Source organism: Maribacter algae, assembly GCF_047345745.1.
Classification (GTDB): domain Bacteria; phylum Bacteroidota; class Bacteroidia; order Flavobacteriales; family Flavobacteriaceae; genus Maribacter.
Genome location: NZ_JBLFES010000003.1, coordinates 219470 through 232024, shown reverse-complemented (window position 1 = coordinate 232024; position 12555 = coordinate 219470). Strand labels below are relative to the sequence as shown.

12 protein-coding genes are annotated in these 12555 nt (G+C 38.6%); 9 read left to right on the top strand and 3 right to left on the bottom strand.

Going from position 1 to position 12555, the window contains the following annotated elements; all coding sequences use genetic code 11:
• The first annotated feature begins 14 nt into the window (after positions 1–14).
• Positions 15–680, top strand: a complete 666-nt coding sequence (locus tag ACKWBX_RS12615; RefSeq protein WP_413969057.1) for an ABC transporter ATP-binding protein — start codon at positions 15–17, stop codon at positions 678–680.
• A 249-nt stretch (positions 681–929) separates the two neighbouring features.
• Positions 930–1505 carry a LacI family DNA-binding transcriptional regulator gene (locus ACKWBX_RS12610; RefSeq protein WP_413969056.1) on the top strand — a complete coding sequence of 192 codons (576 nt, stop codon included), beginning with the start codon at positions 930–932 and terminating at the stop codon, positions 1503–1505.
• 10 nt (positions 1506–1515) lie between these two features.
• On the opposite strand, the gene ACKWBX_RS12605 is transcribed toward ACKWBX_RS12610, so the two are convergent.
• Positions 1516–2880, bottom strand: coding sequence for a Fic family protein (locus tag ACKWBX_RS12605; protein WP_413969055.1), 1365 nt, complete (start codon positions 2878–2880; stop codon positions 1516–1518).
• Positions 2881–3145: 265 nt separating this feature from the next.
• On the opposite strand from ACKWBX_RS12605, the gene ACKWBX_RS12600 reads away from it, so the two are divergent.
• The 5 genes from ACKWBX_RS12600 (at position 3146) to ACKWBX_RS12580 (ending at position 6410) form a co-directional block, all read left to right on the top strand.
• Positions 3146–4285, top strand: a complete 1140-nt coding sequence (locus tag ACKWBX_RS12600) for an Mrp/NBP35 family ATP-binding protein (RefSeq protein ID WP_413969054.1) — start codon at positions 3146–3148, stop codon at positions 4283–4285.
• Between the two features lie 11 nt (positions 4286–4296).
• Complete coding sequence (locus ACKWBX_RS12595) at positions 4297–4536, top strand: NifU family protein (RefSeq protein ID WP_413969445.1); 240 nt, start codon at positions 4297–4299, stop codon at positions 4534–4536.
• A gap of 66 nt (positions 4537–4602) precedes the next feature.
• Positions 4603–5664 (top strand): NAD(P)/FAD-dependent oxidoreductase, encoded by a 1062-nt coding sequence (locus ACKWBX_RS12590; RefSeq protein ID WP_413969053.1) that lies wholly within the window; start codon positions 4603–4605, stop codon positions 5662–5664.
• 32 nt (positions 5665–5696) lie between these two features.
• A complete protein-coding gene (locus ACKWBX_RS12585) occupies positions 5697–6044 on the top strand; it encodes a four helix bundle protein (protein WP_413969052.1) in 348 nt (115 codons plus the stop codon).
• A gap of 36 nt (positions 6045–6080) precedes the next feature.
• Positions 6081–6410 carry a 2Fe-2S iron-sulfur cluster-binding family protein gene (locus tag ACKWBX_RS12580; RefSeq protein WP_413969051.1) on the top strand — a complete coding sequence of 110 codons (330 nt, stop codon included), beginning with the start codon at positions 6081–6083 and terminating at the stop codon, positions 6408–6410.
• 333 nt (positions 6411–6743) lie between these two features.
• Here ACKWBX_RS12580 and ACKWBX_RS12575 read toward each other — a convergent pair whose 3' ends face one another.
• Positions 6744–8483: an ABC transporter ATP-binding protein gene (locus ACKWBX_RS12575; RefSeq protein ID WP_413969050.1), complete on the bottom strand. Its 1740-nt coding sequence runs from the start codon at positions 8481–8483 to the stop codon at positions 6744–6746.
• Between the two features lie 104 nt (positions 8484–8587).
• On the opposite strand from ACKWBX_RS12575, the gene ACKWBX_RS12570 reads away from it, so the two are divergent.
• Together ACKWBX_RS12570 and ACKWBX_RS12565 are read left to right on the top strand one after the other, a co-directional pair.
• The gene (locus tag ACKWBX_RS12570) at positions 8588–9619 is read left to right on the top strand and encodes a TPM domain-containing protein (protein WP_413969049.1); all 1032 of its coding nucleotides are present in this window, start codon (positions 8588–8590) and stop codon (positions 9617–9619) included.
• 50 nt (positions 9620–9669) lie between these two features.
• Complete coding sequence (locus ACKWBX_RS12565) at positions 9670–11862, top strand: acylase (protein ID WP_413969048.1); 2193 nt, start codon at positions 9670–9672, stop codon at positions 11860–11862.
• Between the two features lie 3 nt (positions 11863–11865).
• On the opposite strand, the gene ACKWBX_RS12560 is transcribed toward ACKWBX_RS12565, so the two are convergent.
• Positions 11866–12504 carry a hypothetical protein gene (locus tag ACKWBX_RS12560; RefSeq protein ID WP_413969047.1) on the bottom strand — a complete coding sequence of 213 codons (639 nt, stop codon included), beginning with the start codon at positions 12502–12504 and terminating at the stop codon, positions 11866–11868.
• Between the last annotated feature and the right edge of the window lie 51 nt (positions 12505–12555).

The following is a 12555-nucleotide window of genomic DNA, read 5'->3' as shown; positions in this document are numbered from 1 at the left end:
TTAAAAAGAAAACTATGTTACTAGAATTAAAAAACATTTTCAAATGGGTCAACTCGGGAGGCCAGCGTATCTTCTTATTGAAGGACATCAATTTACAGATAGAAGAAGGGGAATTTATTTCGGTAATGGGGCCATCGGGTTCCGGAAAATCTACTTTACTAAATGTAATCGGAATGCTGGATGGCTTTGATGAGGGGGAATACCATTTTCTGCACGAGTCCGTTCATACTTTAAAAGAGAAACACCGTGCCAATTTGTACAAAGAATACATTGGCTTCGTTTTTCAGTCGTACCACCTTTTGGACGAGCTTACGGTGAAGGAAAATCTTGAAATGCCCTTATTGTATAAAAAATTCAAGGGCTCCGAACGTAAGGCCATGGTAGCCGATATGCTGGACCGTTTTAATATTGTGGGGAAGAAAGATTTATTTCCTGCACAATTGAGTGGAGGACAGCAACAATTAGTGGGCGTGGCCCGTGCCTTGATCGCTAATCCTAAATTGATTTTAGCGGATGAACCTACCGGAAATTTAAATTCTCAACAAAGCGAGGAAATCATGGAACTCTTCAAAAAATTGAATGAGGAAGATGGGGTGACCATCATTCAAGTAACCCATTCCGAAAAAAATGCAGCCTACGGTTCACGAATCATTAACCTGCTGGATGGGAGAAAAATCTAGTTTTCGATGTATATTCCTATCAATAATTAAAGATTTTTAGTTTAAGAAAACTAAAACAATGTTAATTTTTCTTTTTTTAAACTATTAGTGTAACACTTTGAATATAATTGACGTCTTTTACGCAAACGTTATAGTTAAGGATTGGTTCTTTCCAATTTGATTTAAACTATTATAATATTCCCCCTATTTGTGAGAATGACTATAACTCACTTGAAATTGAAATTATTGTGAAATTGTTATAGTTAAAAAATGAAATCGGAAATCAATATAAAACAAATAGCGTATTTGTGCGGTTGCTCCATAGGCACCGTCTCCAAAGCATTGAACAACAGTTCGGAAATCAGTGAGGAAACTAAAAATAAGATCAAGAAAATTGCAACAACCTATAACTATAAACCTAACAATACGGCAAAGGCCTTAAAATCCAATAAAACCGGTATCATAGGCTTGATAGTACCCGAATTCTCAAACGTACATTGTGCCAACATTATGGAGGGCATTGGAGACGAGGCTACGGAGAAGGGCTATAAGTTGGTGATATATCAATCCAAAAACAGGTTAGCGGCAAAAAATAAGATAACCAGCCTATTGTTCGATGGTAGTATTGATGGTCTGATTATGACTACTGATGAACGCTTTGCCGAAAAGTGCGAAAAAGATTTTATAAAGAAGGTTTTAGAGGGGCCCCTACCTAGTGTAAAAATGGATTTTTCTCTCTTTCCGGAGAAGGATACTTCTCCCTTGGTGTCCAAAACCATGGGGAAAGAAATATTCTTGGAGCTATTACAATTGATTGAATCCTCTAAAAAGGTAAAAGCGTCCTGATTACCAAAAATTAGGATAGATTATCAAAACTATCACCTTTCCAATAATTGGAAGACTTTTTATTGATAGCTATTTTTTTAAGTAGATTTTTTTCTACGAGTTCTTCCAAATCTGTTCTTGCAGTTTGATTTGTTACTGAAAATATAGTTTCTACTTCTTTAACTGTAAAAGAACGTTCAGCGTCTTTTTCTATCCAGAAAAGTATTTGAGCTTGTCGCTCATTTATATTTTTTAGTTTTAAAAATCTGGAAATATCTTTTTGCTCTGTTTTCTTTTTGGCTATGTATTTCTTTAAATCTTCAAAAGCTTGTGTTAGTATTTTTACTTGATAATGGATAAAGTAAGTCACGTCCATATCGTCAATTTCAGTATAGATATATGCCTTTTCATACTGTGTCTTCGTTTTCATGATTACGCGTGAAATAGAGAGGTATTCGGCTAACCAATATCCATTTTTGAGCAAATACCAGTAAAATATGGCACGCGCAGTACGACCATTGCCATCTACGAAAGGATGTATGTACCCAATTAAAAAATGTAAGATAGAAGCTTTTACAATGGGGTGGATGAAATTCTCTTTGGGGTTGGAATTAAAAAACTCACAAAAGGATTGCATCAGTTCATTCAACTCTTCAAACTCTGGCGGCGTATGAACGATTTCACCTGTAATTTCATTCATTACATGAACATCATTGGAAGTTCTAAAAACACCTACATTTTCGCTATCCAAAGTATTTTCCGTAACCAGTTGATGAATTTCAAATAATTTTTGAATTGATATTTCATCATCTTGATGTTCACTTATATATTGGATTGCTTGATAATTGTTAAGTATCATCTGTTCCGATTTGTTACGTGGCTTTTTCTTCTTACGTAACATTTCTTTGGCTTTTACTCTTGTGGTGGTTGCACCCTCAATCATCGAAGAAAAGATGGATTCTTCCATTAAGGCATTATTTAGGTATTGTTCTTTATCCAAGTCAGAAAGGAGTTTTTCTTTTTGAATACCTGCGCCAAAATTAAAATCTAGGTAGTGTAGTTTTTGTTGGAGGTAAGGATTTGAATAAAATTTATAATCAACACCAATCCGATTAGAAAATTTGCTTTTAGACTCTGAACGCCTAAGAGAATAGTTTTTTAAGTTAAATTCTCTTTGGGTTTTTACAAGTCTCCAGACTTCTAACGGATAATCTTCCTGATTTTCCATTATTAAGGATTTTGGTTTCTTGATATATTTTATTTTATCCCAATACTGATAATCTTTTTCAATTTTATTTAATTGAGGCACTATTAAGGACGTATAAGTTTTTTCATGTTTAAAGTCACTTATTAAATCCAGACTATAATTGTCTAAGTCAGGTGCTTTTTCAATCATGATTATTTTATTTACTAATTTTTTAAAAATTAGGATAAATTAACGCATTCAAATATATGTAATTATTTGTAAATTTTTAAATAATTAGGATAAATCATATTTTTTAATTTCTTACCATCAACCATCAACCATCAACCATCAACCCATGTCCTGAGCATAGTCAAAGGAATAAACCTTCGTTATAATCTTATCTCCATTTTCAATCTAACTACTTCATAATCTCGGGCCTAAGAACTATCTTTGTTGTTTAGAATGATTTTATATAATGAAGATTGAAAAGAAAGCTATTTTAAAGGCATTGGAACATATTACAGTTCCGGGTGAGGGCCAAAATATGGTAGAAAGCGGAGCAGTAAAAAACATACAGGTTTTTGGCGATGAAGTTGAGGTTGATATTACCATAGCAAACCCAAGTCTGCAGGCGCGCAAAAAAACCGAGGTCGAAATTTTAAAGGTCATTCACAGAGAGGTTTACGAAAAAGCCAAGATAAAGGTCAATATCAAAGTCGATGTTCCTTCTAAGCCCAAGACCAATGAGATAAAGGGTAAACCTATTCCCGGAATCAAAAATATCATTGCGGTGGCATCCGGTAAAGGTGGGGTAGGAAAATCTACGGTTACCGCTAATTTGGCCGTAACCTTGGCAAAAATGGGCTTTAAGGTAGGGTTGTTGGATGCGGATATTTACGGTCCGTCCATGCCCATCATGTTCGATGTGGCGCAAGAAAAACCTTTGGCCGTTAATATAGGCGGAAAATCAAAAATGAAACCGGTAGAAAGTTATGGTGTAAAACTGTTGTCCATTGGATTTTTTACACAACCGAGCCAGGCTGTAATATGGAGAGGGCCTATGGCTTCCAAAGCATTGAATCAGATGATTTTTGATGCACATTGGGGCGAAATAGATTTTATGTTGTTGGATCTGCCTCCCGGAACGGGAGATATTCATTTAAGCATTATGCAAGCGATGCCCGTTACCGGTGCTGTTGTGGTCAGTACACCCCAGGAAGTGGCCTTGGCCGATGCCCGAAAAGGAGTTGCGATGTTTCAGCAAGACTCCATAAATGTACCTGTTTTAGGGATTGTAGAAAATATGGCCTATTTTACACCGGAAGAGCTTCCGGAAAATAAATATTATATCTTTGGGAAAGAAGGTGCAAAACACCTCTCCGAAGATTTAAAAGTTCCTTTTTTGGGAGAAATCCCTTTAGTACAAAGTATTCGTGAGGCCGGTGATATAGGTCGCCCTGCGGCAATGCAAACGGCAACACCAATTGAAGCTGCTTTTGAAGAGATCACAAAAAATGTGGTACAGGAAGTAGTGAACAGAAATAAAAATATTCCTCCAACAGAGGCGATTCAAATAACAACAATGGCAGGTTGCGCTGCTGTTAAAAAGAAGTAGTTATGACTGCAATGACTTCAGACGAATTAAGAACAAACGTGGAAAAAGCCTTGGAGGAAATTCGTCCATTTTTACAAAGCGATGGTGGTGATATCTCCTTGATATCCATAGATAATGAAAATTCCGTTAAGGTAAAGTTGGAAGGGGCCTGTGTAGGTTGTTCCGTAAATCAAATGACACTTAAAAGCGGCGTGGAAATGACCATAAAAAAGTATGCGCCGCAAATTGATGAGGTCATTAACATTAGCTAACCTTGATTTAAATCATATTCCGCCTAGAGCACTTCCATTAATTTAGCTCGCTTAACAGCACTCCTGATGATTAAAACAGATATATTGATAATTGGCGCGGGACCTACGGGTCTTTTTGCTGTTTTTGAGGCAGGCCTTTTAAAATTAAAATGCCATTTAATCGATGCATTGCCACAGGCCGGAGGACAATGCTCGGAAATTTATCCCAAAAAACCTATTTATGATATTCCTGGTTTCCCCGAAGTTTTGGCAGGTGAATTAGTGGACAATCTAATGGAACAGATAAAGCCGTTTCAACCGGGGTTTACCTTGGGTGAACGAGCTGAGACGATTGAAAAATTGGAGGACGATACTTTTATGGTGACTACCAACAAAGGCACAAAACATCAAGCTCCGGTGGTTGCTATTGCTGGAGGATTGGGCAGCTTTGAGCCTAGAAAACCCCTGTTGGAAAATCTAGCAAAATATGAGGATAAGGGTGTGGCCTATATCATTAAGGACCCGGAAGTTTACAGAAACAAAAAAGTGGTTATCGCCGGTGGTGGAGATTCCGCATTGGACTGGAGTATTTTTTTGGCCGATGTTGCTTCGGAAGTAACGCTAGTACATCGTAGGAACGAATTTCGTGGTGCCTTGGATTCCGTAGAAAAAGTACAACAGTTGAAGAACCAAGGCAAGATAAACTTGATTACGCCAGCTGAAATTGTAGGATTAAATGGGGCCGAAAAACTGGAATCCGTAGTTATCCGAAAAACCTCCAATGCCGCAGAGGATATTTTGTTGGAAGTGGATAATTTTATTCCACTTTTTGGATTGTCCCCAAAACTTGGACCCATTGCGGACTGGGGTCTAGAGATTGAAAAAAATGCCATCAAAGTGGACAATACCTTAGATTACCAGACCAATATCCCGGGGATATACGCGATTGGGGATGTTAACACCTACCCCGGAAAATTAAAACTTATTCTCTGTGGTTTCCATGAAGCAACACTAATGTGCCAAAGTGCGTATCAGCGAATTTTTCCGGATAAAAAGTATGTGATGAAGTACACGACGGTGGGTGGCGTGACCGGTTTTGATGGAAGTAAAAAAGAAGCACCGAAAGCAATAGTGAAATCAATAAATTGATTAGTTGTTAGGAATTAGGAGTTGGTTGTTTTATGGCAGTAAAAAGATTTGAAGACTTATTGGTTTGGCAGAAATCACAAGATTTTGCTGTAGTTATCTACAATGATTTTAAAATTTTGAAAGATTATTCTTTTAAAGACCAAATTTCAAGAGCGTCAGTTTCTATTTCTAATAATATAGCTGAGGGCTTTGACAGAAGAACAAACCCCAATTTTATTAGATTCCTATATATTGTAATTAGTTCTACGAGTGAAGTCAGATCTATGCTATATTTGGCGGATCGGTTGAATTATTTGGAATCTGAGAATGCTAAAAAAAGAATTGAAAAATCAAATGAAATTTCTAGGATGCTTTACGGACTAATTCAATCAATGAAATAATACTAGTTCACTAATTCCTAAATACCAATCCCTTTTATGGATATCAAAATCAAAATTACCGACCGTGACGGAGTGCTACACGAGATTGATGCACCTACCGATATGAATATGAACTTGATGGAAGTGGTTCGTTCCTATGAACTGGCTCCTGAGGGCACTATTGGTATCTGCGGAGGGATGGCGATGTGCGCATCCTGCCAATGCTATGTAAATTCCAATCACAGTCTACCCAAAAAATCAGATGATGAAGAAGCGATGCTTGCCGAAGCCTTTAACGTAGAGGACAATTCTCGTTTAGGGTGTCAATTACACATCACTGAAGATATGGATGGTCTTGAAGTGGAGCTGGCACCAGAGGAGGTTTAATAAAAAGATATGTGCACGAAAATAATCCGTTAAAACATATTTCAAGTTGCTCTTTTCAAAAGTTCTCGACTCCGTTCTAACCGACGAATATTAACTATTATCTAGTTAAATGTCAAAACCTTGCAATGAAATTGCAGCTACTTTAGTTTTCAAATTCATTGATGGCAGAATATGTTCAATGACAATTGACAACTTTGCGTAATGGTAGATTTTACTTATTTCTTCAACTATTTTTTACTTGGAAAAATTTAGAAAACGTACTTAAAAGATAACATTTTGAATCTAAGAGCGAAGCGGTCTAAAGTCTAGTGTCTTAGAGCGAAGCGTTCTAATTTAAATCCTCGCCTGATAGGTAAACAAGTTGTAATACCTGCCTTCCTTTACAATCAATTCATCATGGGTGCCATGTTCCGCGATACGACCGTTTTCAATGACCAAAATCTGGTTTGCTTTACGGATGGTACTTAACCGGTGTGCTATGACAAAGGTGGTACGTCCTTTGGTGAGTTCTGCCAAACTTTTTTGAATCAAGGCTTCACTTTCAGTATCCAGATTGGAAGTAGCCTCGTCCAAAATCAAGATTTTAGGATTCGCCAAAACAGCCCTGGCAATGGCAATACGCTGGCGCTGCCCACCGGAAAGTTTAACGCCACGTTCCCCTATTAAGGTATCCAAACCATCATCGAACCTATCTGTAAACTCATCTACGTAGGCGGCTTTTACAGCGGCTTTTAATTCTTCCTCCGATGCATTGGGCCTTGGAAAGAGAATATTTTCACGAATGGTTCCTTCAAAGAGAAAATCGTCCTGCAAGACAACACCCAAAAATTTGCGGAAACTGGTCAGGTCTACTTTTGCCAAATCCTGCCCATCAATGGTGATTTCACCAGAATCCGGATTCAAAAAACTTGCGGCCAGTCCCGCTATGGTAGATTTCCCTGAACCCGAACTGCCTACAAGCGCTATGACTTCACCTGCTTTGGCTTCAAAACTAATATTGTGCAGCACGTCTTTATCTTCCTCATAAGCAAAGGAAACATTCTTAAAGGTCATATCACCTTTAATCTCTGAAAGTTGAATGGTACGGTCTTTTTCATCAGCTTCCGCTACTTGGTTCATTAGCTCTTCGGTACGGTCCAATCCTGCTAAGGCTTCGGTCAGTTGACTACCGATATTGCTCATTTGAACTATGGGTGCTACCATGAGTGCGAGCAAAAAGGTAAATTCAAAATATTCTCCTGTAGTGAGCTCGCCCTGCATCATTTTATAACCTCCAAACCCCATCATAATTCCAGTAGTGGCCAAGCCTAACAAAAAAGTGGAGGAACTCGTCATTATTGCAGTTGCCGTTAGGCTCTTCTTTACGTTTTGATACAATCGGTCCACACCACTTTCAAAGACTTTTCCTTCCTGTTCTTCGGCATTAAAACCTTTTATGACTCGTATTCCTCCTAATGTTTCGGTCAACCTACCCTTTACTTCGGCATTTATTTTCCCTCGTTCCCTAAACACGGGGCGTATAATTTTAAACGCTTTTAAGGCGATGAATGCGAACAGAATCAAGGGAACAAAAGTGAGCAAGGTCATGGTGGGACTAATTCGCAGTAAGAGAATTAGAGAAACGACAGCGGTAATGGTTCCACCAACAAGCTGCACGAGCCCCGTTCCAATAAGATTCCGTACCCCTTCCACATCGCTCATGATACGAGAGACCAGTGCCCCGGATTTTGTATTGTCAAAAAAACGTATGGGCAAGGAAAGTACCTGTTTTTGGACCTGCGCCCGCAGCTCGGAAATCATAAATTGTGCTTGGATACTCAATACTTTCGTCAGAAGAAAAGACATGAGCCCCTGCAAAAAAAAGGAAAGGATAACCACCGCAACCAGTATTTTTAGAAAATCGTAGTCTTTGTTAGGAACAATGTCATCCAAAAAATAGCGTAAAGAAACAGGAGCCACAAAACTTGCGGCTTTACTTATCACTATTAAAAAAAGCCCTAGGAAAACCAATTTTCGTCTCGGCCAGATAATTGTTTTAAATGCTTTAAGGATACTTACTTTTTTTTCTGCCATAGTTATAAAAGAAAGTGCAAGTTACTTGAAATTGTAGAAAATAGAAGTGCCCTTATTTTTTAAACAAGCGTGTTATCTTTGAAAAATCGTCGCTTAACAATATCATGTTTAAAAAAGCCTTTTCATTTATTTTTTTATCGATTTCGTTTTCGATTTTTTCGCAACAGTATCCCGTACTCGAACAAATAGTTACGGATAGTGCCACGATTTTCACTCCAAACCAGCTGGAAGGCCTAAGAAAGAAGCTTACGGATTTTGAAAAGGAGACTACCAATCAATTGGTAGTGTTGACTATCAATGGTTTGGGTTATGAAACGATTGAGACCTATGCCAACAAAACGTTCAATCAAAACGGACTGGGTCAAAAAGGAAAAGACAATGGTCTTTTGATTCTCTTTTCCAAATTGGATAGGGAGGTTCGTATTGAAGTCGGTTATGGTCTGGAACCCTATATTACGGATGCGGTAGCTTCCAGAATCATTAGAAATACCATGATTCCTAAATTCAAGGAAGAAAAGTATTTTGAAGGAATTGATGGGGCTGCGAATCAAATTATTACGCTATTGAACAATCCTGAAGCTTTAGAAGAGTTCAAGACCGAAATGGAGGAGTCGCAACGAAGGGATGACAGGATAGGTATGGTTTTTATGCTTATTTTCTTTTCCGTTTTTGTGCTGGCCGGCGGTTTCTTTTTCTATAGGACATATAAGGGTTTTATAGAGCTTTTTAGGGGTATGTTTATTGGTAAGATTGGTTTGGTAAGTGGTCTGTTTCTGGTCGTTTTTTCTGCTATCCCTGTTTTTATGTCCTTATTCTTTTTGGCGCTTCCCGTTTTTCTTTTCTTAATGTTCAACGAATATGACCTATCTAAGTATGAGTTTTTATTGAAAGATTCTAAATATGTAATTTATTTCCTTATTGGGTTCCTATTATTTACCGTGGTCATAGCTCTTATCAAAATTAAAATCTTCGGAAAGGAAGACTTGAAAATTTCCATGATCAAAAACGATAAAAGCTATATGCGCAAGACTTTTTCTTCTAGTGGATCGTCGTCTTTTGGCTCCAGTTCTAGTTCCAGTAGTTTTTCCGGCCGTGGAGGAAGCTCTGGCGGCGGCGGTGCAAGTGGTAGTTGGTAGCTTTCTTAAGTAGAAGTTTTCCTGTATCTTCAAAACTGTAAAACAAAAGTATGTCACGGACAATTTTAATTGCACTTTTAGCGCTGTTTCTTTCTTGCAAAACAGAAACTAAAAAAGAAAAAAAGGTAGATTACGACAGTCTAAGTTTGGTTGAAAAAGCCGAAAGAGTTACCATAATAAGGGATGATTACGGTATCCCACATATTTATGGCAAGACAGATGCCGATGCCGTTTTTGGATTGTTGTATGCACAATGTGAGGACGATTTTAACCGCGTGGAGCAAAATTATATATGGGCTACGGGAAGATTGGCAGAAGTAGAGGGTGAAAGTGCTATTTATAGTGATTTAAGAGCGAAGCTTTTTATGACCGAAGAAGAAGCAAAGACCAACTACGAGAAAAGTCCGGAATGGCTCAAAAAGCTTTGTGATGCGTTCGCAGATGGTATCAACTATTATTTGGAGACCCATCCCGAAGTTAAACCGAAACTGTTGACCCATTTTGAGCCTTGGATGCCCATGTATTTTAGTGAAGGAAGTATTGGCGGGGATATTGAACGTATCAGAACCAGTAAAATAAAAGCGTTTTATGAAGGTAATATGGAAGTTCCTAAGGCTAAAATTATGGAATTGGAAAAACAAGAAGAAATGGCAGAACCGCAAGGTTCTAACGGTATTGCTCTTTCAGGAGATATAACACGATCTGGGAATGCCATGCTATTGATCAATCCACATACTTCCTTTTATTTCAGGGGCGAGGTTCATGTCGTTTCCGAAGAGGGTCTCAACGCCTATGGGGCAGTCACTTGGGGGCAGTTTTTTGTGTATCAAGGCTTTAATGAAAAAACAGGCTGGATGCACACTTCTACCTATACCGATGTAATGGATGAATTCAAGGAGAATATTACCACGTTGGATGGAAACATCATGTATCAATATGGGGAAGAATTACGACCTGTAGAAGTTTCGGAAATCAGTTTAACATATAAAGAAGGGGATAGCTTGAAGCAAAAGGTTTTCCCTGCCTATCGCACTCACCATGGCCCTATCACCCATATGGAAGATGGCATGTGGACAGCCTCTGCCATGATGTGGGAACCCGTTAAAGCCTTGGAACAATCTTTTATACGGACAAAGCAGGATGGTTATAAAGGTTTTCGGGAAATGATGGATATGAGGACCAATTCCAGCAATAATACCGTTTATGCGGATACGGAGGGAAACATTGCTTATTTCCATGGTAATTTTGTACCCAAACGCGATGTAAGTTTTGACTATTCAAATCCTGTAGAAGGTTGGAACCCAAAGACCGATTGGCAAGGTTTGCATACGGTTGACGAAAATATCCTGGTCCTGAATCCTAAGAACGGATGGATACAAAATTGCAATTCTACACCCTATACCGCTGCGGCGGAATTCAGTCCAAAGAAGGAAAACTATCCAAATTACATGTCCATTGACCGAGAAAATTTCCGCGGTGTACATGCCATTGGCCTATTAAAGAATAAAAAGGACTTTACCCTGGATGGTTTGATTGAATTGGCGCATGACCCCTATCTACCGGCGTTTGAAGCCTTGATTCCCGGATTGATAAAATCGTATAATCGTTATGATGATAAAAATCCAAAATTGAGAGAGGCCATTGCAGTTTTGGAAAAATGGGATTATAGAACCTCTAAAGCGTCCGTAGCAATGACCTTGGCACATTTTTATGGGACAAGGTTTTATCAAGAAGGCATGTATCCTGAAGGATTATCACCCATGCAACGATTTGAGCATTGGGGAAAGAACCCGCGGCAACATCTTCAAATTTTTGAAAAAACAATTGATCAACTAATAAGCGATTTTGGTACTTGGAACATTGCTTGGGGAGAAGTAAACCGTTACCAACGTATAACGGGAGATATTCGTCAACATTTTGATGATGATAAACCGAGTATTCCTATTGGTTTTGCTTCGGGAAGATGGGGCGCTTTAGCGGCTTATGGTGCTCGTTATACAACGGAGGGTGCAAAGAAAATATATGGAACGCGGGGAAACAGTTTCGTGGCTGCCGTAGAGTTCGGGGATAGGGTAAAAGCGAAAACGATTTTGGCAGGGGGACAAAGCGGAAATCCTGAATCGCCTCACTTTGATGACCAGATTCAAAAATATGCCGATGTGGATTGGAAAGATGCCGCTTTTTATAAGGAAGATGTACTAAAAAGAGCCAAGGAAACATATACGCCGGGCAACAGAAAATAAAGTTTACTCCTTCGTAACGATCAAAGTCGCTTTAGACCCGGAGGACAATAACCATTTGTTGGAATAAATCAATTGTCCTTCATCATTGTAAACATCAACTTGGGCTGTATTTGGTGCGGAAGAGCCATGATTTAAGGCTTCAAATTCCAGCTTGTTAAAACCGGATTGTAGATCAACATTAACTCCTTTAAATGCCCCGGTCAACAACATGTTAGGGTCAACCACAACATCGTTTACATAGATTTTTACGCGGTCCCCATCTACATATTCGTGATCCCTACAAACAATCCCTACAAACTTCCCGTTACTTTTCACATCGCCTAAATACTGATCCGGAAAATACTGGCTAGAACCTTCTTTTTCCCTTGGGCCAATTCTAGGGTCTATTTTAAGACCCGTTCCCGCTTGAACCAACTCCTCGTCCGGTAGCATTTTTATAGGGTTCTTTTTATCCAAATCAAATTTAGGCTGAGGTTGTATTACGGAAGGGATGTTCAATACAGGACCGGATTTGGTATTTCCCGTTGGATCCGCTTTCTTGACTGCCTCTATCTTTAATGGTTTTTGCGTAGGAATATCCGATTGGCATAATCCAATAAACGGTATCAATAACATAAATATAAAAGGTAGTATCGCCTTCATAAGCTATAAAACAGTCGATAAATGACTCTAAAAATAACAAATACCCTGCCA

Bases quoted from the DNA above. Each gene is read 5' to 3' on its own strand.
- ACKWBX_RS12560 (WP_413969047.1), bottom strand. From the start codon at position 12,504: ATGAAGGCGATACTACCTTTTATATTTATGTTATTGATACCGTTTATT.
- ACKWBX_RS12605 (WP_413969055.1), bottom strand. From the start codon at position 2,880: ATGATTGAAAAAGCACCTGACTTAGACAATTATAGTCTGGATTTAATA.
- ACKWBX_RS12590 (WP_413969053.1), top strand. From the start codon at position 4,603: ATGATTAAAACAGATATATTGATAATTGGCGCGGGACCTACGGGTCTT.
- ACKWBX_RS12600 (WP_413969054.1), top strand. From the start codon at position 3,146: ATGAAGATTGAAAAGAAAGCTATTTTAAAGGCATTGGAACATATTACA.
- ACKWBX_RS12580 (WP_413969051.1), top strand. From the start codon at position 6,081: ATGGATATCAAAATCAAAATTACCGACCGTGACGGAGTGCTACACGAG.
- ACKWBX_RS12585 (WP_413969052.1), top strand. From the start codon at position 5,697: ATGGCAGTAAAAAGATTTGAAGACTTATTGGTTTGGCAGAAATCACAA.
- ACKWBX_RS12615 (WP_413969057.1), top strand. From the start codon at position 15: ATGTTACTAGAATTAAAAAACATTTTCAAATGGGTCAACTCGGGAGGC.
- ACKWBX_RS12610 (WP_413969056.1), top strand. From the start codon at position 930: ATGAAATCGGAAATCAATATAAAACAAATAGCGTATTTGTGCGGTTGC.
- ACKWBX_RS12565 (WP_413969048.1), top strand. From the start codon at position 9,670: ATGTCACGGACAATTTTAATTGCACTTTTAGCGCTGTTTCTTTCTTGC.
- ACKWBX_RS12595 (WP_413969445.1), top strand. From the start codon at position 4,297: ATGACTTCAGACGAATTAAGAACAAACGTGGAAAAAGCCTTGGAGGAA.
- ACKWBX_RS12570 (WP_413969049.1), top strand. From the start codon at position 8,588: ATGTTTAAAAAAGCCTTTTCATTTATTTTTTTATCGATTTCGTTTTCG.
- ACKWBX_RS12575 (WP_413969050.1), bottom strand. From the start codon at position 8,483: ATGGCAGAAAAAAAAGTAAGTATCCTTAAAGCATTTAAAACAATTATC.